Source organism: Paeniglutamicibacter sp. NPDC012692 (assembly GCF_042901625.1).
Taxonomy (GTDB): domain Bacteria; phylum Actinomycetota; class Actinomycetes; order Actinomycetales; family Micrococcaceae; genus Paeniglutamicibacter.
The window spans coordinates 230,749-256,210 of the sequence record NZ_JBIBDE010000004.1; the positions used below are offsets into that span (position 1 = coordinate 230,749).

Sequence of the window (25,462 nt, forward strand, 5' to 3'; positions counted from 1 at the left end):
CACTGCCCAAGCACCCGGAACTCGGCTAGACTGCGAAAAACCGGTCCTTGGGGGACCGGCTGTCGGCACCTTGGGGGTTGCATGCCAGAGCAGACCAGCGATCATTCGAACCACGGGAACGCACACGGACCGGGCGTCGAGGGCGCCCGCGGGCACCTGCCTGTCCCGCGTTCCGCGTCGGGCAGGATCCCGCAGTGGGCCGTCGAGGAGGCCCTGCGCCGGCAGTATCCCGTTTCCACGGGGCCCGCCGCGCCGGGCAAGAAGCATCGGAGCCGGAGGGTCGCCGCGGCATGGATCCGTCCGGGTGCGAGGCGGAACTTTGTTGTGGGGACGGCGATCGTGGCGGCGCTCTACGCATCCACAATGGTCCTGGAAAACCACGTCATGCCGCTGGTGCAGTCGTACCTGCCATGGTCCGATGTTCCGCCCCGCGGCGTGGAGGCATCCGCAGAACCATTGGGCACCCCGCCGGCCGCGCAGGATTCCACGGCGTACCGGTTGCATCCATCGCCGGACAAGAAGCAGAAATTCGTGGCCTACGATCCCTGCCGGCCGATCCACTACGTCATCCGTCCGGATGGTGCACCTGCGAACGCCGAAAGGCTGGTCCACGAGGCGGTACAGGCCGTGTCCGCGGCCAGCGGCCTCCAATTCATTTACGACGGCACCACCTCCGAGGGGCCCTCGGGCCAGCGTACCCAGTACCAGCCCGAGCGCTACGGCAAACGTTGGGTGCCCGTGCTTGTCACGTGGTCGTCGCCGGCCGAGATCCCGGCGCTGGCGGGGGACGTCGCCGGGCTGGGCGGCAGCTCGTACGTTTCGGCCAGGGGCACACCCCTGGTCTTCGTTGCCGGCCAGGTCAATCTCGACGGACCCGACGTGGCCGCGATGATGCTCCATTCGCAGGGGCCGGAGCATGTCCGGGCCGTCATCATGCACGAATTCGGGCACGTGCTGGGGCTTGACCACGTGGAGGATCCGAACCAGCTCATGTTCGAGGGCCCCAGCTACCGGACGAGCTTCGCACCGGGGGACCTTGCTGGGTTGGCGGTGCTTGGCACCGGTGCATGCGTTCCGCAGTTGTAGCCAAGCAAGGACCTCCGGGTTAAACAACCGCGGTCCGGCTCCCCGAGGGGAACCGGACCGCGGTGGCCAAACCTAGTTGAAAACTAGATGGAGCGCGACAGGATTGCCTGCTTGACCTCGGCGATTGCCTTGGTTACCTGGATGCCACGCGGGCATGCTTCGGAGCAGTTGAAGGTGGTGCGGCAACGCCACACGCCTTCCTTGTCGTTCAGGATCTCCAAACGCATGTCGCCTGCATCGTCGCGCGAGTCGAAGATGAAGCGGTGTGCGTTCACGATTGCTGCCGGGCCGAAGTACTGGCCGTCGGTCCAGAAGACCGGGCAGGAGGAGGTGCAGGCGGCGCAGAGGATGCACTTGGTGGTGTCCTCGAACTTCGCGTGTTCCTCGGCGGACTGGTAGCGCTCGGCCGATGGCTCGTGGCCCTTGTTGACCAGGAACGGCATGATCTCGCGGTAGGACTGGAAGAACGGCTCCATGTCGACGATGAGGTCCTTTTCAAGGGGCAGGCCCTTGATGGCTTCAACGGTGATCGGCTTGGAGTGGTCCAGGTCCTTGAGCAGGGTCTTGCAGGCCAGGCGGTTGCGGCCGTTGATGCGCATGGCATCGGAACCGCAAATGCCGTGGGCGCAGGAGCGGCGGAACGAGAGCGATCCGTCGATGTCCCACTTGACCTTGTGCAGGGCATCCAGCACGCGGTCGGTGCCGTACATGGTCAGCTCAAAGTCTTCCCAGTAGGCCTCGGCGCCGGTCTCCGGCAGGTACCGGCGAACGCGCAGGGTGATGTTGAACTGCGGGATTTCTCCGCCGCCACCAACACCGGGCTTCAGCTCAATCTTCGATGCTGGTTCCGGAAGTTCCGTGCTCATTAGTACTTACGCTCCATCGGCTGGTAACGGGTAAAGACAACGGGCTTGGTTTCCATGCGGATACCTTCAATGCCCTCGGTGGCGGCAGCCTCATCCTTGTAGCACATGGAGTGCTTCATGAAGTTCTCGTCGTCGCGATCCGGGTAGTCCTCGCGGTAGTGTCCGCCGCGGGATTCCTTGCGGTACAGGGCCGCAGCGGTCATGACCTCTGCCATGTCCAACAGGAAGCCAAGCTCAATGGCCTCGAGCAGGTCGAGGTTGAAGCGCTTGCCCTTGTCCTGGACCGAAACGCTCTTGTAGCGTTCGCGCAGCTCTTCGATGACCACGAGGGCCTCGGTGAGCGACTTCTTGTCACGGAACACCTGGACGTTGGCGTCCATGATGTCCTGCAGCTGCTTGCGGATCGGGGCCACGCGCTCGGTTCCGGTGGAGGAGAGCATGGATTCGATCTGCGTGGTGGTGAACTTCTCCGGGTTTTCCGGAAGATCCACGAACTCGGCGCCCAGTGCGTACTTGGCGGCCGAGATGCCTGCGCGCTTGCCGAAGACGTTGATGTCCAGCAGCGAGTTGGTGCCGAGGCGGTTGGAGCCGTGGACCGAAACACAGGCAACTTCGCCGGCGGCGAAGAGACCCGGGATGACGGTGTCGTTGTCCTGGAGGACCTCGGTGTCGATGTTGGTCGGGATGCCACCCATGGCGTAGTGCGCCGTCGGGTAAACCGGAACCGGATCGGTGAACGGCTCGACACCCAGGTAGGTGCGGGCGAACTCGGTGATGTCCGGAAGCTTGGCTTCGATGTGGGCCGGCTCCAGGTGGGTCAGGTCCAAGAGGACGTAGTCCTTGTTTGGACCGCAACCGCGGCCTTCGCGAACCTCGTTGGCCATGGCGCGGGCGACGATGTCACGCGGTGCCAAGTCCTTGATGGTCGGTGCGTAGCGCTCCATGAAGCGTTCGCCGTCCGAGTTGCGCAGGATGGCGCCTTCGCCACGTGCACCCTCGGTGAGGAGGATGCCCAGGCCGGCCAGGCCGGTCGGGTGGAACTGGAAGAACTCCATGTCTTCCAGCGGGATGCCATTGCGGAAGGCAATGCCCATGCCGTCACCGGTGAGGGTGTGGGCGTTGGAGGTGGTCTTGAAGACCTTGCCGGCTCCGCCGGAGGCGAAGATCACGGACTTGGCCTGGAAGACGTGCAGTTCGCCGGTGGCCAGGTCGTAGGACACGACGCCGGCAACGCGCTTCTGCTTGTAGGCGGTTCCGTCTTCGCGGAATGCGTCCTCTTCAACCAGCAGCAGGTCCAGCACGTAGTACTCGTTGTAGAACTCAACGTTGTGCTTGACGCAGTTTTGGTAGAGGGTCTGCAGGATCATGTGACCGGTGCGGTCCGCTGCGTAGCAGGCGCGGCGAACGGCAGCCTTGCCGTGGTCGCGGGTGTGGCCGCCGAAGCGACGCTGGTCGATCTTGCCTTCGGGCGTGCGGTTGAACGGCAGGCCCATCTTTTCCAGGTCGAGCACTGCGTCAATGGCTTCCTTCGCCATGATCTCCGCAGCGTCCTGGTCAACCAGGTAGTCGCCACCCTTGATGGTGTCAAAGGTGTGCCATTCCCAGTTGTCTTCTTCTACGTTGGCCAGTGCTGCACACATGCCACCCTGCGCCGCACCGGTGTGCGAACGGGTTGGGTAAAGCTTGGTGAGAACGGCCGTACGTGCGCGCTGGCCGGATTCGATGGCTGCGCGCATGCCTGCGCCGCCCGCTCCGACGATCACGACGTCGTACTTATGTACCTGCATACCTGATGCTCTCTTTTCTTGAATTCTTTACTTCAGCGAACGAGTGCCGAAGGTTACTTGCAAGCCAGGATTTCGGAACCGGCGATGCAAGGATCGAAGGTGAAGATCACCAGGGTGCCGAGAATGACGATGATGATGGTGGCCACGTAGAGGATGCCCTTGAGCCACACGCGGGTGGCCGGCTTCTCGGCGTAGTCGTTGATGATGGTGCGCACGCCGTTGGTGCCGTGGAGCATTGCGAGCCAGAGCATGGCAAGATCCCAGAACTGCCATACCGGGTCGGCCCACTTGCCGGCCACGAAGCCGAAGTCGATGGCGCTGATGCCGTCGCCGACCATCAGGTTGGTGAAGAGGTGGCCGAAGATCAAAACGACAAGGGCCACGCCGGAAAGGCGCATGAAGAGCCAGGCAACCATTTCGAAGCTGCCGCGCGACTTGTTGGCGCGGGAGTACTTCGGGTCAAGACGCTGGCTGCGCGGGGCAGCAATTTGTGTCGACATGGATTAGTGACCTCCAAAGGCGATGGACAGGTGGCGAATGGAGAATGCCAACATGGTGATGATCCACAGGGCCAAAACGCCCCAGAGCATCTGACGCTGGTACTTGGTTCCCTGCTTCCAGAAGTCCACCAGGATCAGGCGCAAGCCGTTGAAAGCGTGGAAGACGATGGCGGCGACAAGGGCGGTTTCACCCAGGGCCATGAGCGGGTTCTTGTACGTGGCCATGACAGCGTCATACGCGCCCGGGGCAACCCGGACCAGAGACGTGTCCAGCACGTGTACCAGCAGGAATAAGAAAATAACGACACCTGTAATGCGATGCCCCACCCAAGACCACATGCCTTCGCGGCCGCGGTAGAGGGTGCCTGACGAAGTCTTCGACACTGAATTAACCTCCATGACTCGCAATGGCGCATGTGTATCTTCCACACAAAAAATTGACGCCGGAGTGCGAGCGTTCCTTGCCCGATCTTAGACCACCTAGGGCTGGCGTGCCCATTGTTTCCCATTGTTGTGTGAGTAGGCTCACCGATCACGGTGATACATTGACAAATGCCCGCGAAATTGCGCGAATTAGAATAGGTTTTGGTGCCGTATTCCTGGCGGGCCTATCAGCGCATTCCCAGCCTTAATCAACTACCGTTAGTCGGATGAACGCTGAACTCTTGGCTCGATTCCACGGTGTGATTCCGGCAGGTGGGGTCGGAACACGACTGTGGCCGCTATCGCGTGCCGCAGCCCCCAAATTTCTCCACGACCTTACAGGGTCCGGATCCACGCTGATCCGCGCCACCTACGAGCGGCTGATCCCGCTCGCCGGCGGGAACATCATGGTCGTCACCGGCCGAGCCCACCGCACCGCGGTGATCGCCCAGCTCCCCGAAGTGAGCGACCTTGACCTCGTCCTTGAACCGGAGCCCAAGGACTCGGCCGCAGCCATCGGACTGGCCGCCGCGATCCTGTACCGGCGCGACCCCGAAACCATCATGGGTTCCTTCGCCGCGGACCAGGTCATCGGCCCGGTCGAGGTGTTCCAGGAGGCGGTGCTCGAGGCCATCCACACGGCCGCCACGGGCAAGATCGTCACCATCGGCATCCGTCCGACGCTTCCCTCGACCGCCTTCGGCTACATCCGTGCCGGCGAACGCCTGGAGGTTTCCGGAGCGCCGACTGCCCGCGACGTTGTCGAGTTCGTCGAGAAGCCCGACGAGGACACCGCCCGCCGGTACCTTGCCGACGGGGGATACCTCTGGAACGCGGGCATGTTCGTGGCGCCGGTGGCGCTCATGCTTGAGCACCTCGAACGCAGCGAGCCCGAGTTGCATGCGGGCCTGATGGAAATCGCGGCGGCCTGGGAAACCCCGGCCCGCGACGAGACCATGGACCGCATCTGGCCCAACCTGCCCAAGACCGCGATCGACTATGCGGTTGCCGAGCCCGCCGCCGCGGCCGGCGACGTCGCGGTCATCCCGGGCGTCTTCGACTGGGACGACGTGGGGGACTTCGCCGCGATCGGCCGCCTGAACCCTGCCAGCGAGGAAACCGGCGTGACGGTGATCGGGGACGTCAAGCGCGTCTATTCGGACAACGCCACCGGCGTGGTGGTCACCGATTCCAAGCGCGTGATCGCGCTCATCGGCATCCACGACGTGGTTGTCGTGGACACCCCCGACGCGCTGCTGGTGACAACCAAGGAACACGCGCAGTCCGTGAAGAACACCGTCGACACCCTTAAGAAGAACGGCGTCATGGACGTCCTCTAACCCGGGATCGCCAACGCACGCAGGACTGGACCTCGGCATTGCCGGGGTCCAGTCCGTTTTCCCGGACACCCGGCCATGCCCCGGGCGGGGCAACCGAGCACCTCAACACGCGTTAACCCAACACGAAACCGCAATATTTGCACTCAAAGCGGGGCGCTGCAGACCCCAGCCAGTATTGTCGTTCTTGTGCGCATGAGTATCGATCAAAACCTGCAGATTCCCTCGGTGAAGCCCTGGGTGGCCCCGCTTCTTGGCGAGCTGGTGGACTTCCGCCGCGAATTGCACGCCAACCCGGAGCTTTCGTTCGTGGAATACAAGACCACCGAGCGCATTCTCGCCCAGCTGCGTGCCGTGGGCCTGGAGCCCGTCGCGCTGGAGGACACCGGTGCCTTCGTCGACATCGGAACCGGCCCGATCGCGCTGGCCCTGCGGGCCGACATCGACGCCCTTCCGATCCTCGAGGAGACCGGGCTCGAGTACGCCTCGGTCGTCAACGGGGTGGCGCACTCCTGCGGCCACGACATCCACACCACGGTGATGCTGGGCGTCGCCAAGGTGCTCAAGTCCATGGACGACGAGGGCAAGCTCAACGGCCGCATCCGCGTGATCTTCCAGCCCGCCGAGGAAAAGATGCCGGGCGGTGCGCTCTCCGTCATCGAGGCCGGCGTGCTCGACGACGTGCCGCGCATCCTGGCCCTGCACTGCGAACCGCGCATCGACGCGGGCAAGATCGGCACGCGCATCGGCGCGATCACCAGCGCCAGCGACACCATCAAGATCGAGCTCACCGGCCGCGGCGGGCACACCTCGCGCCCGCACCTGACCGAGGACCTGGTCTTCGCGATGAGCCAGATCGCCATCAACGTCCCGGCCGTGCTGGGCCGCCGCATCGACGTCCGTTCCGCCGTTTCGGTGGTCTGGGGACAGATCCACGCGGGCAGCGCCCCCAACGCCATCCCGGCCACCGGCTACCTTGCCGGAACCATGCGCTGCCTTGACGGCGAGGCGTGGGAGGGCGCCGGCGACCTGCTGGACGAGGTCGTTCGCCAGGTGGCGGCCCCGTACGGCGTCGAGGTGAAGCTCGAGCACACCCGCGGCGTTCCCCCGGTGATCAACAATGAGGACGAAACCGACCTCATCGAGGATTCCGCCCGCGCCGAGATCGGCTCGGCCGCCATCGTGCTGACCCCGCAGTCGATGGGCGGGGAGGACTTCGCCTGGATGACCAACAAGGTCCCCGGATCCATGATGCGGCTGGGTACGCGCACCCCCGGAGGGGAAACCTACGACCTGCACCGCGGCGATTACATCCCTGATGAATCGGCAATTGGGGTCGGTGTCACGGTCATGGCCGCGGCCGCGGTGAGGGCCATCGCCCAGCTGAACGGGTCGGGCGAAGGGGCAACGTCAAGCGCTTAGAGTGTTATGCGCTTGTAACATTTGGGGTCTCGAACGGGGCACATTGGGCGTTAGGCTAGGTGGATGTGAAATCGTCGTTTCCGAAACCCCGTTTCCGGGTTGCGGGACGGATGCGATTCACCACCCGGTGCCTAGCGGCAATGCAACAGACACGATTTCGCGTGGAACGCAAGAATTTTGCGTTCCTGGATCGTGACACGTAGCTCGTAACCCAATGGAGGGAACCTACATGCGCAACATCAAGCGCAAGTCCGGGATGGCCGCGGCCATCGTCGGCATTTCTGCACTCGTTTTGACTGCCTGCGGCGCGGCGCCGGAAGCGTCCCCGTCAGGTTCGGCAGCGCCGAGCGCCGGCGGCTCGGCCGCTGCATCGGACTTCACCGGCTGCATCGTCTCCGACTCCGGCGGATTCGACGACCGCTCCTTCAACCAGTCCTCCTACGAGGGCCTGATGCAGGCGAAGACCGATCTGGGCATCGAGGTGAAGAAGGCCGAATCGAAGGCTGCAACCGACTTCGCGCCGAACCTGAACTCCATGGTCAAGGGCGGCTGTGACCTCACCGTCACCGTCGGCTTCCTGCTCTCGGACGACACCAAGAAGGTCGCCGCAGCCAACCCGGAGAAGCACTTCGCGATCGTTGACGACAACGCCATCGACGCCAAGAACGTCAAGCCGATCATCTACGACACGGCCCAGGCCGCTTTCCTCGCCGGCTACCTCGCCGCAGGCATGTCCGAGACCGGCAAGGTTGCCACCTACGGCGGCATGAACATCCCGACCGTCTCCATCTTCATGGACGGCTACGCCGATGGCGTTGCCTACTACAACAAGAAGAAGTCCAAGAACGTTGAGGTTCTGGGCTGGGACGTTGCCGAGCAGAACGGCACCTTCACCGGTGACTTCGAGAACCAGGGTGCCGGCAAGAACACCACCCTGACCTTCGCCAACGAAGGCGCCGACGTGATCATGCCGGTTGCGGGCCCGGTTGGCCTGGGCACCATGGATGCCGTCAAGGAACTCAACGCCGGCGGCAAGGCCGTCAAGGTCATCTGGGTCGACGCCGATGGCTTCGATTCCCTGGCCTCGGGCAACGAGTTCATCCTGTCCTCGGTCATCAAGGAAATGGGCAAGTCGGTACACGACGTTGTCGCCTCGGATGTCGCTGGCAAGTTCGACTCCACCCCGTACGTTGGAACCCTGGAAAACGGCGGCGTCTCCCTCGCTCCGTTCCACGATTTCGATTCCAAGGTCCCGGCCGAGCTCAAGAGCGAACTCGACCAGCTGAAGGCCGACATCATCTCGGGCACCGTGAAGGTCGAATCGCCTTCCAGCCCGAAGAGCAAGTAACACAGCAATAAGGTAGCCAGCCAAGCGCGTCGTTCCGGCCCTGTTCCCGCCCGTGGGAAAAGTCAGGACGGCGCGTTTGGTTGTGCCCTTCTATGGGCATTCCGCCTCTGGCCCGTTTTGACTAGGGTAGAGACCGCGGGACCCACTTCAACACGACACCCCCCGGCCCCTGGGCCGGATGAGAAGGAAAACGGGTAGCAGACGTGAAACTCGAGCTTCGGGGCATCACCAAAAGATTCGGCAACTTCACTGCCAACGACCACATCGACGTCATCGTCGAGTCCGGCCAGGTCCATTCCCTGCTCGGTGAAAACGGGGCCGGTAAATCGACCCTCATGAACGTTCTTTTTGGCCTCTACGAGGCCACCGAGGGCGAGATCCTCATTGACGACAAGCCAGTGAAGTTCAACGGCCCCGGCGATGCCATGGCCGCCGGGATCGGAATGGTGCACCAGCACTTCATGCTCGTACCCGTCTTCACAGTTGCCGAGAATGTCGCCCTGGGCAACGAGGACACCGGCCCGGCCGGGATCCTGAACCTCGAGAAGACGCGCGCCCGCATCCGCGAGATCTCCGATCGCTACGGGTTCGGCGTCGATCCCGATGCGCTCGTCGAGGACCTGCCCGTTGGCGTGCAGCAGCGCGTGGAAATCATCAAGGCCCTGGTCCGCGACGCCAAGGTGCTGATCCTTGACGAGCCCACCGCCGTGCTGACCCCGCAGGAAACCGACGAACTGCTCAACATCATGCGGCAGCTGCGCGACTCCGGCACCGCCGTCGTCTTCATCTCCCACAAGCTGCGTGAGGTCAAGGCCATCTCCGACACCATCACGGTGATCCGCCGCGGCAAGGTCGTCGGCAAGGCCGATCCGGGCGCCTCGGCCTCCGAACTCGCCGCCCTGATGGTCGGCCGTTCGGTCTCGCTGAACCTGGACAAGGGCGCGCCGCAGCTCGGCGAGGAAACCTTCAAGATCACCGACCTTTCGGTGCTCGCCTCCTCCGGCCAGCTGCTGCTGGACTCCGTCAGCTTCGGCATCTCCCAGGGCGAGATCCTCGCCGTGGCGGGCGTCCAGGGCAACGGCCAGACCGAGCTGACCGAGTCGATCATGGGCCTGGTGGACCACGTGAGCGGTTCCATCAAGCTCGGCGGCAAGGAACTGGTCGGACGCACGGTCAAGCAGATCATCAATTCCGGCGTCGGCTTCGTCCCCGAAGACCGCAGCACCGACGGCGTCATCGGCACCTTCACGGTTGCCGAGAACCTGGTCCTGAACCAGTACGACAAGGCGCCCTACGCCCGCGGCCTCAACATGAAGCCCGCGGTGATGCTGAAGAACGCGCTGAAGAAGATCACCGAGTTCGACGTGCGCACCCAGGGTCCGGACGCCGAGGCCGGGACGCTCTCGGGCGGCAACCAGCAGAAGGTCGTCATGGCCCGGGAACTTTCCCGCCCGCTGAAGCTGTTCATCGCCTCCCAGCCGACCCGCGGCGTGGACGTCGGATCGATCGAATTCCTGCACCGGCGCATCGTCGCCGAGCGGGATTCGGGCACCCCGGTGCTGATCGTTTCCACCGAACTCGACGAGGTCGTCGAACTCGCCGACCGGATCGCCGTCCTGTACAAGGGCAAGCTGGTGGGCATCGTCCCCGGGGACACCCCGCGAGACGTCCTGGGCCTGATGATGGCCGGGGCAAGCAACGAAGAAGCCGAATCGCAGAGCGGCACCGAAGGCAAGGACCGAGCATGAGTACCACTCCAGACCTGCCGCCGGCAGAACACACCGACGTCCTGGTGACGCCGCCGCCGGCGCCCGTGACGCACCGCCACCCGGAGCCCGGGGAACCTTTGCTCAAGCGCATCATGACCGGCAACGGCCTGGTTTCCGTGCTGGCCATCCTGCTGTCGCTGCTGGTCGGCGCGATCCTGATCGCCGCCACCGACGAGCGCGTCACCTCCACGGCCAGCTACTTCTTCAGCCGTCCGAGCGACATGCTTTCCGCCGTATGGACCTCGGTCTCCGAGGCGTACATCGCGCTGTTCCAGTCCAGCATCATCAACACCTCGGCCGAGACCTTCTCCGACGCGATCTACCCGCTGACCGAGACCCTCACCATCGCCACCCCGCTGGTCCTTGCGGGCCTCGGCGTGGCCCTGGCGTTCCGCGTCGGCCTGTTCAACATCGGCGCCCAGGGGCAGATCATCCTCGGCGCGACGCTGGCCGGCTGGGTCGGCTTCAGTCTCGACCTGCCGGTGGGCATCCACCTGGTGGTCGCGGTGCTGGCCGGCATCGTCGGCGGCGCGCTCTGGGGCGGCATCGCCGGTTTCCTCAAGGCACGCCGCGGCGCGCACGAGGTCATCGTGACGATCATGCTCAACTACATCGCCGTGTACCTGCTGCTCTACCTGCTCACCACCCCGGGGTTCCAGCGCGAGGGGTCCAACAACCCGCTCAGCGACCCCGTGGCCGAGTCCGCCGCCTACCCGCTGATGTTCGGTTCGGCCTTCCGCCTGCACTACGGCTTCCTGGTGGCGCTGGCCGCCGTGGCCTTCACCTGGTGGCTGCTTAACCGCTCCACCACCGGCTTCGAGATGCGCGCCGTGGGCGCCAACCCGGTCGCCGCGAAGACCGCGGGCATCAACGTGGGCCGCGCCTACCTGCTGTCCATGCTGATCGCCGGCGGCCTGGCCGGCCTGGCCGGCACCGCCCAAATCCTGGGCACCGAGCGCTCGCTCTCCGGCGGCATCGCGGCAAGCTTCGGCTTCGACGCGATCACCGTGGCGCTGCTGGGCCGCTCCAACCCGATCGGCACGCTCTTCGCCGGGCTGCTCTTCGGCGCCCTGCGCGCCGGCGGCGTCGGCATGCAGGCCAACACCGGCATCCCGATCGACATCGTGCTGGTGGTCCAGTCCTTCATCGTGCTGTTCATCGCGGCCCCGCCGCTGGTGCGTTCGATCTTCCGGATCGGCACGTCCAAACCCAAGAACAAGAAGGCTGCAGCCAAGGCAGCCACCGGAGGTGCAGCATGAGCCACGCAACCATCGCCAAGGCTCCCGAGGCCGCAGCGGCCCACACCGCGGTGATCCGTTCCTGGGCCGCCCCGGTCACCTACCTGGTGCTGGGCCTGCTGGCCCTGCTCGGGTTCGCCATCGGCAGCCCGAACGCCGACGCGCGCTTCCGCATCACCGACGGCTCGCAGAAGATCTCCGTCCCCGATCTGGTGCTCGGCACCACGTTCGTAGGCTGGGCCGGCGCCGTGGTGATGCTCGGCATCGCCGCCTACGCGTTTGTCCTGGTGCGTGCCGGACACAAGCCCGCACGCTGGATGATGCCGGTCTTCGCGGCCGCCTTCGTCATCTCCTTCCTGGTCTGGGCGATCGGCAGCGCCGATACCCCCAACGTGTACCTCTCCGGCCTGATCGCCGGATCCTTCACGCTGGCCACCCCGCTGATCTTCGGCTCGCTCTCCGGCGTGCTGTGCGAGCGGGCGGGCGTCGTGAACATCGCCATCGAGGGCCAGCTGCTGGCCGGCGCCTTCTGCGCCGCCATCGTCGGCTCGATGACCGGCTCGCTCTTTGCCGGCGTGCTCGCTGCGGTCGTCGGCTCCGTGCTGGTGTCCATGGTGCTGGCGGTCTTCGCCATCAAGTACCGGGTCAACCAGGTCATCGTCGGCGTGGTGCTCAACGTGCTCGTCGCGGGCCTGACCAGCTTCCTGTTCTCCACCGTGATGGTCACCGACCCGGAGACGTACAACGCGCCCCCGGCCTTCTCGGTGATCCGCATCCCGCTGCTGGCCGACATCCCGATCTTCGGCCCGATCTTCTTCAACCAGACGATCCTGGGCTACGGCATGTACATTGCCGTGTTCGTCGTCTGGTTCGGGCTGTTCAAGACCCGCTGGGGCCTGCGCGTGCGCGCCGTCGGCGAGCACCCGAAGGCCGCGGACACCGTGGGCATCAAGGTCAACTCGCTGCGCTTCTGGAACGTGGTGCTCGCGGGCGTCGTCGCCGGCGTCGGCGGCGCGTTCTTCACGCTGGTCACCTCCTCGAGCTTCAACAAGGAAATGACGGCCGGACAGGGCTTCATCGCCCTGGCCGCGCTGATCTTCGGCCGCTGGAACCCGATCGGCGCGTTCTTCGCGGCGCTGCTCTTCGGCTTCTCGCTGAACCTCTCCTTCGTGCTGACGATCCTCGGCACCCCGGTGCCGAGCCAGTTCATGCAGATGCTGCCGTACGCCGTCACGATCTTCGCGGTGGCCGGCCTGGTCGGCAAGTCCAAGGCGCCCGCCGCCGACGGCGAACCGTACGTGAAGGAATAGCGGGAGCATGGGACCGACAACCATCGACCAGGCCACCTGGGAAACGCTCCGGACGGCCGCGGTCGCGGCCATGGAGCGAGCCTACGCGCCGTACTCGAAGTTCAAGGTCGGCGCCGCGGCGCTGACCGAGGACGGCCGGGTCGTCTCCGGCTGCAACGTGGAGAACGCCGCCTACGGGGTCACCCTGTGCGCCGAATGCTCCATGATCGGCGAGCTCTTTGCCACCGGCGGCGGCAAGCTGCGCGCCTTCTACTGCGTGGACGCGTCCGGCGGGCCGCTGATGCCGTGCGGCCGCTGCCGGCAGCTGCTCTCCGAGCACCGCGGGGAAAACCTGGAACTGATGACCCCGCGCGGCATCCAGACCATGGACCAGGTGCTGCCCGACGCGTTCGGCCCGCACAACCTGTAGACCACCTGCCCCGCCCACCTCAACGAGGTGGGCGGGGCAGACTTTTCACCCAAGGGAGTATTCATGAGCACCGAGAACTTCGACGCGGTCGACATCATCCGCATCAAGCGCGACCGCGGCACGCTCAGCGCCGGGCAGATCGACTGGACCATCGACGCCTACACCCGCGGCGTCATCGCCGAGGAGCAGATGGCCGCGCTGAACATGGCGATCCTGCTCAACGGCATGGACCGCGCGGAGATCTCCCGCTGGACCACCGCGATGATCGAGTCGGGGGAGCGCATGGACTTCTCCTCCCTGCGCAACGTCGACGGTTCGGCCATGCGGACCACCGACAAGCACTCCACCGGAGGGGTGGGGGACAAGATCACGCTGCCGCTGGCGCCGCTGGTCGCCGTTTTCGGCGTGGCCGTCCCGCAGCTTTCGGGCCGCGGGCTCGGCCACACCGGCGGCACGCTGGACAAGCTCGAATCGATCGCCGGCTGGCGCGCGGACCTCACCAACGAGGCCATGATGCGGCAGCTCTCCGAGGTCGGCGCGGTCATCTGCGCCGCGGGCGCGAGCCTGGCCCCGGCGGACAAGAAGCTCTACGCGCTGCGCGACGTCACCGGCACGGTGGAGTCCATCCCGCTGATCGCCTCCTCCATCATGAGCAAGAAGATCGCAGAGGGCACCGGTGCGCTGGTGCTTGACGTGAAGGTCGGCTCCGGAGCTTTCATGAAGACCCGCGACAACGCCCTGGAACTGGCCCGCACCATGGTGAACCTGGGCACCGACGCGGGCGTGCACGCCGTGGCGCTGCTGACCAACATGGACACCCCGCTGGGGCTGACCGCCGGGAACGCCATCGAGGTCGAGGAATCGATCGAGGTGCTCGCCGGGGGCGGGCCTGCGGACGTCGTGGAACTCACGATCGCGCTGGCCACCGAGATGCTCGCCGGCGCCGGAATTCGCGACGCCGATGTGGCCGCCGCTCTGAAGGACGGCCGCGCCATGGACAAGTGGCGGGCCATGATCGCCGCGCAGGGCGGCGACAACGACGCCCCGCTGCCGGTGGCCAAGGAATCGGACGTCGTCTACGCGCAGGCCGACGGCGTGCTCACCTCCCTGGACGCGATGGACGTGGGGGTCGCCGCCTGGCGCCTGGGTGCCGGGCGCGCACGCCGCGAGGACCCGATTCAGGCCGGGGCGGGCGTGCGCCTGCACGCCAAGCCCGGGGACGTGGTGCGCCGCGGCCAGCCGCTGGCCACCATGCTCACCGACACCCCGGAGCGCTTCGAGCGGGCCCGCCCGTTGCTGGAGGGCGCCGCGGTGATCGCGCCCGCCGGCAGCCGCCCGAACATGGAATTGATCCTGGATCGGATTGCCGCTTCGTGAGCTCCGGGGCAGGCGGGACCCGGGGTTGTCCCTGACTCATCCCTTGGTCCCGCCCCGGTTCATCCCTTGGACGGATTCACGTGGAATCACCGATCGGCGAAAATTGGTATTGAATGGTTGCGGGAGCATTCTTCCCGCCGCACAGCCAACAGGAGCCAGTTCGGTAATTTCCAAGGAAAGTCGGTAGAAAAGTGGATCTCATCAACGAGGCCATAGTCCACGCGGCCAACGCCTGGTGGATACTGCCGACCGTCTATGTCTTCTGCCTCATCGACGGATTCCTGCCGATCCTGCCCAGCGAAACGCTGTTGGTGGCGCTCGGCGCCGTTGCGGCCGGAACCGGGGTGCCGAACGTCTACCTGCTCATCCTTGTCGGGGCTGCCGGCGCGATTAGCGGTGACCAGATCTCCTACCGGATCGGGCGCCGCATCGGCACCGACAGGTTCGCGTGGATGCGCCGCAAGCGGACCACCAAGCTCTTCGCCTTTGCCCGCAAGGAACTCTCCGTGCGCGGGGCCATGCTGATCTTCACCGCCCGCTACATCCCGATCGGCCGCGTGGTGGTGAACCTGAGCGCCGGGGCCACCGGCTATTCGCTCAAGCGCTTCACCCTGCTCGATGTCATGGGCTGCCTGACCTGGGCGGGATACTCGGTGGCCATCGGGGTCGTCGCGGGCGGCTGGTTCCACGACAACAAGCTGCTAGGCGTCGTGCTCTCGGTGGCGCTGGCCATCTGCATGGGCTACCTCATCGACAAGGTCGTCCACGCGGTCCTCAAGCGCCTCGGGCGCCTGGGTGCCGAACGCGACTTCCCGGCCGTACCTCTTGCCGACGGGGAAGCGCCAACGAAGCGCCAATCTCCGCTGCGCGTCCCGGGGGATACGGGGTCCGGAGAGACCCCGGCCTGAACCAGCGGCGACGGGGCGGTGAACAATTGCCCCGACTTCAGCACGGCCCACTGTCGGAACCCGGGCAGCCCCGATAGGCTGGGCGGGTGACTGACGAGATGATCCACATTGCATACGACCCATCCTTCGACTTCCGGGCCCTGCCCAAGGTTTCGCTCCACGACCACCTCGATGGGGGACTGCGCCCGCAGACCATCATCGAGCTGGCCGCGGAGGTGGGACACGAACTTCCCTCCACCAATGCCGAGGAACTCGGCGCCTGGTTCCGTGCCTCGGCGGACTCCGGTTCGCTTGAGCGCTACCTGGAAACCTTTGACCACACCATCGCCGTGATGCAGACCAAGGACGCGCTCACCCGCGTGGCCCGCGAATTCGTCGAAGACCTCGTCGAGGACGGCGTTGTCTACGGCGAGGTTCGCTGGGCACCCGAGCAGCACCAGCGCCAGGGCCTGAGCCTTGACGACGTCGTCGAGGCCGTCCAGCGCGGGCTTGAGGATGCCAGCGAGGAACTGACCGAGGCCGGGACCCCGATCCAGGTCGGCCAGATCATCACCGCCATGCGCCACGCGGACCGCGGCGTGGAAATCGCCGAGCTGGCCCTGCGCCACCGTTCGCGCGGCGTCGTCGGCTTCGACATCGCCGGCGCCGAGGACGGTTTCCCGCCCTCGCGCATGAAGGAAGCCTTCGACCTGCTGGCCGAGAACTTCTTCCCGACCACCGTCCACGCAGGCGAGGCCGCTGGCCTGGATTCCATCAAGGACGCGCTGATCACCGGCCGTGCGGTGCGCCTGGGACACGGCGTGCGCATCGCCGAGGACATCGAGATCCAGTTCGGCGGCGTCGACGACGACGGCGAAGAGGTCGGCGAGGACACCGGTCTGGTGAACCTGGGCCCCGTGGCAAACTGGGTCCGCGACCGCGGCATCGCCCTGGAAATCTGCCCGTCCTCCAACCTGCAGACCGGAGCCACCGCCGAATTCGGCGAGGGCATCGAATCCCACCCGGTGGACCTGCTGGTGCAGACGGGCTTCAACGTCACCATCTCCCCGGACAACCGACTGATGAGCGGCACCACGCTGTCGGACGAGTTCGAACTGCTGGTCGAGGCCTTCGACTACGACCTCGATGACCTGCTGGACCTCACGCTCAACGCCGCAGAGGCCTCCTTCCTGCCGCTGGAGGAGCGCGAGGTCCTCGTCGACTTCATCAACGAGGCCTACGAGGCCATGTCCGATGAAGACGACGAGGAATACGACGAAGAGGACGACGAGGAATACGACGAAGAGGACGAGGACTAACACCCGCGCCCATCTTCGGGTCCGCACCCGCTGCGGATGATGCCGGTGTGCCGTTCCCTCCTTCGGGAAGGCGCGGCACACCGGCATCGGTGTTTTCCCGCACCCGTACTGTGAGCAACACCAAGGTCGCGGTCCGTCGGGAACGCACTTGTCACTCTCATATACTTGAACCCGGGCAACGATGCCCCAGAGGATCTGCGCCGAGTTCGCGGCGTGGAACCTGAGGACCCCGGCACCCCGGAAGGGAACGCGCGTGAGTGAGCAGGTCGACCGGCTCGTTGAAATCATGTCCCTGTTGCGCGCCCACTGCGCCTGGACGGCGGAACTCACCCACGAATCCCTGGTGCACTTCCTGCTCGAGGAATCCTACGAGCTCGCCCACGCCATCGAATCGGGTGCCGACGATGCGGCGCTGGCCGAGGAACTCGGCGACATCCTGCTCCAGGTCACCCTGCATGCGGCACTCGGCGCCGAACGTGCCACCTTCGACTTCGATTCGATCGCCGCCGGGCTCAGCGCCAAGATGGTCCGCCGAAACACCCACATCTTCAACGCCGACGGCAGCCTGAAAGACGCGTTCCCGGAATCCCTCGAGGAAATCATCGAATCCTGGGACCGTGCCAAGCGGGCGGAGAAGCCGCAGAACGAATCGGCGGTCGCCGGACTTCCGGCAAACCTCCCCGCGCTGCTTTACGCCCAGAAATTCATCTCCCGCACGCAACGCCACGCCGCGTTGGACGCCGTCGCGGGGGAACAACCACAGCCTTCTGTCCACCCCGGGAGCCCGTTGGAAAACGCGGACCTGGATGATGAACAGAAATTGGGGGAGCACCTGCTTTCCCTCTGCGAACTGGCCCAAGCGCGAGGACTCGATGCCGAACGAGCCCTGCGCACGGTGGTGCAACAACGCGTTGCCCGCACGGAACCCGGAACGCACGACACATCTTCGTGAACTGGGCCTCAGCCAAGCTAGGCTAGAGGCAGGCAACGGCGCCTGCGTCATGCAGTACACGTTTGACTAACATCCACACCTTGAAGGAGCACCTTCCCATGGCCTTGATCGATGCCATTCACGCCCGCGAAATCCTCGATTCCCGAGGAAACCCCACCGTCGAGGTAGAGGTTCTCCTCTCCGACGGTTCGATGGGTCGCGCCGCGGTTCCGTCCGGCGCCTCCACCGGTGCCTTCGAAGCCGCTGAGCGCCGCGACGAAGACCCGAAGCGCTACCAGGGCAAGGGCGTCCTGGGCGCCGTTGCAGCAGTCATCGAGGACATCGCCGAGGTCGTCGAGGGCATGGATGCCTCCGACCAGCGCGCCATCGACTCCGTCATGCTGGACCTGGACGGCACGTCCAACAAGTCCAAGCTCGGCGCCAACGCCATCCTCGGCGTATCGCTGGCAGTGGCAAACGCCGCGGCCGAGTCCTCGAACCTGCCGCTGTACAAGTACCTGGGCGGCCCGAACGCCCACGTGCTGCCGGTTCCGCTGATGAACATCCTCAACGGCGGCTCGCACGCCGACTCGGACGTCGACATCCAGGAATTCATGATCGCCCCGCTGGGCGCATCCACCTTCTCCGAGGGTCTTCGCTGGGGCGTTGAGGTCTACCACAACCTCAAGTCCGTGCTGAAGGAAAAGGGCCTGTCCACCGGCCTGGGCGACGAGGGCGGCTTCGCCCCGAACCTGCCGTCCAACCGCGCGGCCCTTGAGCTGATCATCGAGGCCATCACCCGCGCCGGCTACACCCCGGGCGAAGACATTGCCCTGGCGCTGGACGTTGCCTCCTCCGAATTCTTCGAGAGCGGCACCTACCAGTTCGAAGGCAAGTCGGTCACCGCCCAGGAAATGAGCGACTACTACGCCCAGCTCGTCGCCGACTTCCCGATGGTCTCCATCGAGGATCCGCTGGACGAAGACGACTGGGAAGGCTGGAAGACCCTCACCGATGCAATCGGCGACAAGGTCCAGCTGGTGGGCGACGACCTGTTCGTCACCAACCCGGAGCGTCTGGCCCGCGGCATCGAAACCCGTACCGCAAACTCGCTGCTGGTCAAGGTGAACCAGATCGGTTCGCTGACCGAGACCCTGGACGCCATCTCGATGGCCCAGCGTGCCGGCTACACCACCATCACCTCGCACCGCTCCGGCGAGACCGAAGACACCACGATCGCCGACATCTGCGTTGCCACCAACGCCGGCCAGATCAAGACCGGTGCCCCGGCCCGCTCCGAGCGCGTTGCCAAGTACAACCAGCTGCTGCGCATCGAAGAAGAACTCGGCGATGCGGCAGTTTACGCCGGCGCCGGCGCCTTCCCGCGTTTCGGTGCTTAACTAGCGCCAAAAGCACGTAGGCTCGTGGGGGAACCATTTTTGGTTCCCCCACGGGTTTCTTGCGTTTAACCAGGGATGCGTGGACCCAAGAACCACCGCTTGGGGTCGTGAGGCACGCCCCCAAGACAACAGGGCAAGGAGTCAGATGGCCACGCGACGTCCTCCCATGCCACGGGCCGGGTCTTCGTCAGAGGATCCGCGCCGTGCCGCACAAAACCCCGCGGCCGCACCGGGCCCGGCATCCCCGGCTGCCGGAACCGCGGACCGCCCGACAGCACCGGGCACACGTCCGGCCAACGCCGCGCCCATGCGCCCGCGAACCACTCGCGAACCCGACAGGCCGCCGGTGCAACGGCGCGTTGCCCAGCAACCCCCAACAGCCAAGGTGATCCCGCTGGGACGCATCAGCGACGTGGCACCCGTTGCCGAGCCTGCCCCGAAACCCAAGGCGAAGCCCAAGGGCGATCACGCCGCGGCAAAGTCGGCAAAGCCCGCCAAGGCGCCCAAGGGCGATCACGCCACGGCAAAGTCGGCAAAGCCCGCCAAGACGCCCAAGGGCTCCAAGCCCGCCACGGACAAGACGAACAAGAGCGAGCGCCGCAAGTCGATCGACTCCCAGCGGAGGATCGAGGACCGGAACCTGCTCTCCGGCGCGGTGCGCCAGGACGAGAAGGCAGCAAAGAAACAGCCCAAGAAGGCCCCCGAGGGTCCGTCCAAGCCGATCCCCGCGCGCAGCTTTTCCGGTCGCATCCTGGCGTTGAGCATTTCGCTGTCCGTGTTCGCCATGCTTTTGGTCCCCAGCATCGGCACCTATGCACGGCAGCGCGATGAAATCGCGGCCCTGGAGGCCGTGATCACGGCGAAGCAGGCCGAGCAGGAGGGCCTCAAGGAGCAGATCGCCCGGTGGGACGATCCGCTGTACATCAAGCAGCAGGCACGAGACCGGATAAACTTGGTCATGCCCGGCGAGAGAAACTACATGGTTGTTGGCCGCAAGCCAACCGATGCCCCGCCGGCGGAAGAAAACCACAGCCCCAACGAGATTCGTACGGATCTGCCGTGGGTCGATGCGCTGTTCGACTCGGTCCAGCGCGCCGCCACGGATTGATCCCCCCCCCGACACGAGGAGATGTCCCAACCGTGGACGCCGAAAACCCAAATCACGAAGCACTTGATGCCGCTGCGCGCGTGCCCAGCGAGCAAGACCTGGATACGCTCTCGCGCCAGCTGAACCGCCCGGTGCGCGACGTGGTGGAAATCGGCGCCCGCTGCGTCTGCGGCAACCCGCTGGTGGCAACCACCGCCCCGCGCCTGTCCTCGGGCATCCCGTTCCCCACCACGTACTACCTGACGCACCCGGTGATCACCTCCGCGGTCTCCCGCCTCGAGGCGGCCGGCCTGATGATCGAGATGAACACCGAGCTCGGGGAAGACGCCGATCTGGCACAGGCCTACGAGCAGGCCCACCAGCACTACCTGGCCGTGCGTGACGCCATCGGCGAACGCTCCGGCACCGGTCCGGTCCCGGAAATCGCGGGCATCTCCGCCGGCGGCATGCCCACCCGAGTGAAGTGCCTGCACGTGCTGGTCGGCCACTCGCTGGCGGCCGGCCCGGGCGTGAACCCGCTCGGCGACCGCGCGCTGGAAGGCATCAGCGAGTGGTGGACCAAGGACAAGTGCTACTGCACCGGCGCCTGGGACACCGAGGGCCCGGCCCCCAGCCAGGACCGCTCACGCCACGTGAAGACCCAGTCCGTGGACCCGGCCATCAAGCAGGCCGAGCGCGCAGCTGCACGCGCGGCCCGCGAGGCAGCGGCCGCCGACGAAACCGAAACCGGGAAGTAGGCAGTACCCCTCCATGGCACGCGTTGCAGCAATCGACTGCGGAACCAACTCCATCCGCCTGCTCATCGCAGACATCGAGCAGGGCCCCGCGGGGCCGGCGCTGACCGATGTGCTGCGCCAGATGCGCGTGGTGCGCCTGGGCCAGGGCGTTGACGCCACCGGTGCGTTCGCGCCCGAGGCCCTGGAGCGCACCTTCCTGGCGATCGACGAGTATGCGGCAATGATCAAGGAACACGGGGCCTCCAAGGTCCGCTTTGTCGCCACCTCCGCCACGCGCGATGCCAAGAACCGCGGTGAATTCATCGACGCGGTGAAGGAACGCCTCGGCGTCGAACCCGAGGTTGTTGCCGGGGACGAGGAAGCCGCGCTGTCCTTCACCGGGGCTATCTCGGTGGCGCCCCCGGCCCCGGGAACCGCCGTCCTGGTGGTGGACCTGGGTGGGGGATCCACCGAATTCGTGCTCGGGGGAGCGGACGGCCCGCAGGCCGGACTGAGCATGGACATGGGGTGCGTGCGGCTCACCGAACGCTTCTGGGGCCAGGAACAGCCCACTGCCGCGCAGATCGTCGCGGCCCGGGCCGAGGTCAACGGGGTTCTCGACGAGGCGGCACGCACCGTCGACTTCTCCGCAGTGGACGGGATCATCGGCGTGGCGGGAACCATCACCACGCTCACCGCCGCTGCCCTGGGGCTGCAGGCCTACGATTCGGCGGCAATCCACGGCGCCGAGCTCGACATCGAAAAGCTGCTCGAGAGCATCGAATCCATGCTGTCCGCGGACCGTGAATCCCGCGCCGCGCTTGGCTTCATGCACCCGGGCAGGGTCGATGTCATTGCTGCCGGCGCACTGATCTACGGGTGCATCCTCGAGCGGGTGCGCGCGGCGACCAACGGGGCCATCGAGACGGCCACTGCGTCCGAGCACGATATTCTTGATGGAATTGCCTTGGGCCTCTGCGGATAAAGAACGTAGCTGTACCCGAAACAGAAAACGATAGGTGAGCCCTTGAAGCGACGACTGCACCGCACCGGTGCCCTGATTCTCAGCCTCGGCCTCTGCGCGGCCATGACTCTGCTTGGAGCCTCGAGCGCCAACGCGGACGCCGTGCGGGACAGCGAATGGTGGCTCGAGTCATCGGGCATCACCAAGGCCTGGGAGGTTTCCAAGGGCAAGGGCGTGAAGGTCGCCGTCATCGACACGGGAATCGACACCTCCCACCCGGACCTTGTCGGCGCCGTGGTCGGCGGCAAGGACGTCTCCGGCGCTGGCGACCCCGATGGCTCCAAGCCGCTGGGGAACCTGCCCGAGCACGGGACCCTGGTGGCGACGCTGCTGGCCGGGCGGGGCAACAACTCGGTGGCGATCGACGCGGCGCGGGCCGAGGCCGAGGCGCAGCAGATCGCCTATGACCGGGCCGTCCAGGAGGCCGAAGCGGCGGGGGAGACTCCGCCGGTGAAGCCCGAGCCCATCGAGGTCCCCGCGCCCGGTCCGGGACCGGACGGAGTCGTCGGCGTGGCCCCGGAAGCCGAGCTGCTCTCGGTCTCCCTCTGGATGGGAACCGAGAACCCGGCGGGCATCAGCGTCGAGGACCAGGTCCCGGCCGCCGTCATCTGGGCAGTCGACAAGGGTGCCCGGGTCATCAACATGTCCCTGGGATCGACCCGGCCCGAATGGCCGGTCAGCTGGGACAGGGCGTTCAAGTACGCCGAGGACCACGACGTGGTCGTCGTGGCCGCCGCGGGCAACCGTGCCGGCGGCATGAACCAGGTCGGCGCGCCGGCGACGATCCCGGGAGTCCTGACGGTTGCGGGCATCGACCGCGAGGGCAAGGCCAGCGTGGATTCCTCGACCGAGGGCATCAGCATCGGCGTTGCGGCCCCGGCCGAGCCCCTGGTCGGCGGCCTGCCCGACGGCGGCTACGCCGACTGGTCGGGCACCTCGGGCGCGGCACCGCTGGTTTCCGGGGTTGCCGCGATGATCCGTGCGAAGTACCCGGAGATGAAGGCGCCGCAGGTCATCAACCGCATCCTGTACACGGCGCGGGACGCGGGCAAGCCCGGGGTGGACAACCTCTACGGGCACGGCATCCTCGACGCCAACGCGGCGTTGACCGCCGATGTGCCGATGGCTGCGGAGAACCCGATGAACACCATCACCGAATGGATCAGGGTGCACCGCCGCAGCGCGAAGCCGGACACCGCTCCGAGCCTCGACCCCGGGGTTTCCACGGAAACCTCGGACATCGCCCCGATCGCGGCCCCCCAGCCCCAGGCGCCCGCGGAGGACGGCAAGATCCTGCAGCCGGTGTTGGTGCTCGGGTTCGGCGCGCTGCTGCTCTTCACCATCGTCGGCGGATCCACCCACTACGTGCGTTCCTCGCGGACCCGGCGGCGTGCGGAAGCGGCGACGGTCGGCTCTGTCGCATCGCTGAAACTGGACGAGCCCGGCGGGGAACGAGACATCTTCGACGACCTTCCGGAGTCCGGCCCCAAGGCCTGATTTGGCACCCGCCGAGCATTAGTGAACATTTTCACAAACGGTGTTTTTCGGGATAGCATGGACTCATGCCTATCACTGAACAACTTTCCGATCGCCCGCGCATTCTTGTAGTCGGCGGCGGCTATGTCGGACTCTACGTCGCGATGAAACTGCAGAAGAAGGTCAAGGACCACGGCGGCATCGTCACCGTCGTCGACCCGCTTCCGTACATGACCTACCAGCCCTTCCTTCCGGAGGTCGCCGGCGGCCAGATCGAACCGCGCCACGCCGTGGTCTCGCACCGCCAGCACCTCAAGCACGCCGAGCTGATCAACGGCCGCGTCTCGGCCATCGACCACAAGAACAACAAGGCCGTCATCGTGCCCGTTGTCGGCGAGCCGTTCGAGATCGAGTACCGCGACGTCGTCATGGCCGCCGGTGCCATCACCCGCACCTTCCCGATCCCGGGCCTTGCAGACACCGGTATCGGCCTGAAGTCGATCGAGGAAGCCGTTGCCCTGCGCAACAAGATCCTTGAGCGCATCGAGTCCGCCTCGCTGATGACCGATGCCGCCGAGCGCAAGCGCGCGCTGACCTTCGTGGTCATCGGTGGCGGCTTTGCCGGCATCGAAACCATCGCCGAGATCGAGGACATGGCCCGCCACGCGGCCAAGCTCAACGGCCGCATCGAAAAGGGCGAACTGCGCTTCGTCGTCGTCGAGGCCATGGGCCGCATCATGCCCGAGGTCACCGAAGAGCAGGCAGTATGGGTCGTCGACCACCTGCGCAGCCGCGGCATCGAGGTCATGCTCAACACGTCGCTGGCCAACGCCGAGGGCGGTGTCATGCAGCTGATCAACATGGCCGACAAGTCCCCGGCCGAGACCTTCGAAACCGACACCCTGATCTGGACCGCTGGCGTCATGGCGAACCCGATGGTTCGCTCCACCGATTTCCCGATCGAAGCCCGCGGACGTGTCATGACCGGCACCGACCTGCGCATCACCGGCGAAGACGGCGTTGCCATCGAGGGCGCCTGGGCAGCCGGCGACGTTTCGGCAGTGCCCGACGTGACCGGCGGCCTGCCGGACGGCACCTGCGTGCCCAACGCACAGCACGCCGTGCGCCAGGCCAAGTTGCTGGCAAAGAACCTGTACGCCGCCCGCTACGGCGTCGGCCAGGTCAAGAACTACAAGCACAAGAACCTCGGCGCAGTCGCCGGCTTCGGTGCGCACAAGGGTGTCGCCAAGGTCATGGGCATCAAGCTCAAGGGCTTCCCGGCCTGGTTCGCACACCGCGGCTACCACGGCATGGCCATGCCGACCTTCGAGCGCAAGTTCCGCGTGGTGGGTGGCTGGTTCGCAGCACTGCTCTTCCAGCGCGACACGCTGCAGCTGAACAACCTGGAAAACCCGCGCGCCACCTTCGTGGAGGCAGCAACCCCGAAGCCGCGCGCCTAAGGGATTGCTCGTGGTGCCGGGCCCGGTGATAGGTCTCGGCCCGGCGCCGTCGAGGACGTGAACGCGGCGGAGTTCGAATTTTCGATTCGGACTCCGCCGCGTTTCACTTCAAAGTAAGTGATCGCGTAGGCTTGATCACGTAGGCCCCTATGGTGGAATTGGCATACACGACTGACTTAAAATCAGTTGCCGAAAGGCTTGTGGGTTCGAGTCCCACTGGGGGTACAAAGCAGGAAAAGCGGTTGTTGGAGGTCTCGAAAGGGATCTTC

Annotated in this window: 22 protein-coding genes and 1 tRNA gene; 19 read left to right on the forward strand and 4 right to left on the reverse strand. The window is 65.8% G+C overall.

Features of this window, described 5'->3' with window-relative positions; all coding sequences use genetic code 11:
• Positions 1-81: 81 nt before the first annotated feature.
• Complete coding sequence (locus ACFY5D_RS15445; protein ID WP_387531619.1) at positions 82-1,086, forward strand: matrixin family metalloprotease; 1,005 nt, start codon at positions 82-84, stop codon at positions 1,084-1,086.
• Between the two features lie 83 nt (positions 1,087-1,169).
• Here ACFY5D_RS15445 and ACFY5D_RS15450 read toward each other — a convergent pair whose 3' ends face one another.
• From ACFY5D_RS15450 to sdhC, 4 genes are read right to left on the reverse strand one after another with little or no spacing between them, the layout of a single operon-like run.
• Positions 1,170-1,952, reverse strand: a complete 783-nt coding sequence (locus ACFY5D_RS15450) for a succinate dehydrogenase iron-sulfur subunit (RefSeq protein WP_387531622.1) — start codon at positions 1,950-1,952, stop codon at positions 1,170-1,172.
• Entirely contained in the window at positions 1,952-3,739 is a 1,788-nt protein-coding gene (sdhA, locus tag ACFY5D_RS15455) for a succinate dehydrogenase flavoprotein subunit (RefSeq protein ID WP_387531625.1), read from the reverse strand. The genes ACFY5D_RS15450 and sdhA overlap by 1 nt, the downstream gene beginning before the upstream one ends.
• 53 nt (positions 3,740-3,792) lie before the next feature.
• Positions 3,793-4,239 carry a succinate dehydrogenase hydrophobic membrane anchor subunit gene (locus ACFY5D_RS15460; protein WP_387531628.1) on the reverse strand — a complete coding sequence of 149 codons (447 nt, stop codon included), beginning with the start codon at positions 4,237-4,239 and terminating at the stop codon, positions 3,793-3,795.
• 3 nt (positions 4,240-4,242) lie between these two features.
• The gene (gene sdhC / locus ACFY5D_RS15465) at positions 4,243-4,638 is read right to left on the reverse strand and encodes a succinate dehydrogenase, cytochrome b556 subunit (protein WP_387531631.1); all 396 of its coding nucleotides are present in this window, start codon (positions 4,636-4,638) and stop codon (positions 4,243-4,245) included.
• A 251-nt stretch (positions 4,639-4,889) separates the two neighbouring features.
• On the opposite strand from sdhC, the gene ACFY5D_RS15470 reads away from it, so the two are divergent.
• The 18 genes from ACFY5D_RS15470 (at position 4,890) to ACFY5D_RS15555 (ending at position 25,418) form a co-directional block, all read left to right on the forward strand.
• Positions 4,890-6,002, forward strand: coding sequence for a mannose-1-phosphate guanylyltransferase (locus ACFY5D_RS15470; RefSeq protein WP_387531634.1), 1,113 nt, complete (start codon positions 4,890-4,892; stop codon positions 6,000-6,002).
• A 192-nt stretch (positions 6,003-6,194) separates the two neighbouring features.
• On the forward strand, positions 6,195-7,421 hold the full coding sequence (locus ACFY5D_RS15475) for an amidohydrolase (protein ID WP_387531637.1): 1,227 nt from the start codon (positions 6,195-6,197) through the stop codon (positions 7,419-7,421).
• Between the two features lie 229 nt (positions 7,422-7,650).
• On the forward strand, positions 7,651-8,769 hold the full coding sequence (locus ACFY5D_RS15480) for a BMP family protein (RefSeq protein ID WP_387531639.1): 1,119 nt from the start codon (positions 7,651-7,653) through the stop codon (positions 8,767-8,769).
• A 203-nt stretch (positions 8,770-8,972) separates the two neighbouring features.
• Complete coding sequence (locus tag ACFY5D_RS15485; RefSeq protein WP_387531641.1) at positions 8,973-10,517, forward strand: ABC transporter ATP-binding protein; 1,545 nt, start codon at positions 8,973-8,975, stop codon at positions 10,515-10,517.
• Positions 10,514-11,797 carry an ABC transporter permease gene (locus ACFY5D_RS15490; RefSeq protein ID WP_387531644.1) on the forward strand — a complete coding sequence of 428 codons (1,284 nt, stop codon included), beginning with the start codon at positions 10,514-10,516 and terminating at the stop codon, positions 11,795-11,797. Before ACFY5D_RS15485 ends, ACFY5D_RS15490 begins: the two co-directional genes overlap by 4 nt.
• On the forward strand, positions 11,794-13,086 hold the full coding sequence (locus ACFY5D_RS15495) for an ABC transporter permease (protein ID WP_387531647.1): 1,293 nt from the start codon (positions 11,794-11,796) through the stop codon (positions 13,084-13,086). The genes ACFY5D_RS15490 and ACFY5D_RS15495 overlap by 4 nt, the downstream gene beginning before the upstream one ends.
• Positions 13,087-13,093: 7 nt before the next feature.
• Positions 13,094-13,495: a cytidine deaminase gene (locus tag ACFY5D_RS15500; RefSeq protein ID WP_387531649.1), complete on the forward strand. Its 402-nt coding sequence runs from the start codon at positions 13,094-13,096 to the stop codon at positions 13,493-13,495.
• A gap of 63 nt (positions 13,496-13,558) precedes the next feature.
• Complete coding sequence (locus tag ACFY5D_RS15505) at positions 13,559-14,872, forward strand: thymidine phosphorylase (RefSeq protein WP_387531652.1); 1,314 nt, start codon at positions 13,559-13,561, stop codon at positions 14,870-14,872.
• Between the two features lie 191 nt (positions 14,873-15,063).
• Positions 15,064-15,780, forward strand: coding sequence for a DedA family protein (locus tag ACFY5D_RS15510; RefSeq protein WP_387531655.1), 717 nt, complete (start codon positions 15,064-15,066; stop codon positions 15,778-15,780).
• 98 nt (positions 15,781-15,878) lie between these two features.
• Positions 15,879-17,078 (forward strand): adenosine deaminase, encoded by a 1,200-nt coding sequence (locus tag ACFY5D_RS15515; RefSeq protein ID WP_387532084.1) that lies wholly within the window; start codon positions 15,879-15,881, stop codon positions 17,076-17,078.
• Positions 17,079-17,331: 253 nt separating this feature from the next.
• Entirely contained in the window at positions 17,332-18,030 is a 699-nt protein-coding gene (locus ACFY5D_RS15520) for a MazG nucleotide pyrophosphohydrolase domain-containing protein (RefSeq protein WP_387531658.1), read from the forward strand.
• A 98-nt stretch (positions 18,031-18,128) separates the two neighbouring features.
• The gene (gene eno, locus ACFY5D_RS15525) at positions 18,129-19,409 is read left to right on the forward strand and encodes a phosphopyruvate hydratase (RefSeq protein ID WP_387531661.1); all 1,281 of its coding nucleotides are present in this window, start codon (positions 18,129-18,131) and stop codon (positions 19,407-19,409) included.
• Between the two features lie 145 nt (positions 19,410-19,554).
• The gene (locus ACFY5D_RS15530; RefSeq protein ID WP_387531664.1) at positions 19,555-20,517 is read left to right on the forward strand and encodes a septum formation initiator family protein; all 963 of its coding nucleotides are present in this window, start codon (positions 19,555-19,557) and stop codon (positions 20,515-20,517) included.
• 32 nt (positions 20,518-20,549) lie between these two features.
• Positions 20,550-21,254 (forward strand): DUF501 domain-containing protein, encoded by a 705-nt coding sequence (locus ACFY5D_RS15535; RefSeq protein WP_387531667.1) that lies wholly within the window; start codon positions 20,550-20,552, stop codon positions 21,252-21,254.
• A gap of 13 nt (positions 21,255-21,267) precedes the next feature.
• Positions 21,268-22,218 (forward strand): exopolyphosphatase, encoded by a 951-nt coding sequence (locus tag ACFY5D_RS15540; RefSeq protein ID WP_387531669.1) that lies wholly within the window; start codon positions 21,268-21,270, stop codon positions 22,216-22,218.
• Positions 22,219-22,320: 102 nt separating this feature from the next.
• Positions 22,321-23,754, forward strand: coding sequence for a S8 family serine peptidase (locus ACFY5D_RS15545; RefSeq protein ID WP_387532087.1), 1,434 nt, complete (start codon positions 22,321-22,323; stop codon positions 23,752-23,754).
• 65 nt (positions 23,755-23,819) lie between these two features.
• Positions 23,820-25,193, forward strand: a complete 1,374-nt coding sequence (locus ACFY5D_RS15550; RefSeq protein ID WP_387531672.1) for an NAD(P)/FAD-dependent oxidoreductase — start codon at positions 23,820-23,822, stop codon at positions 25,191-25,193.
• A 143-nt stretch (positions 25,194-25,336) separates the two neighbouring features.
• Positions 25,337-25,418: transfer RNA gene (locus tag ACFY5D_RS15555), tRNA-Leu, on the forward strand.
• Positions 25,419-25,462: the final 44 nt, after the last annotated feature.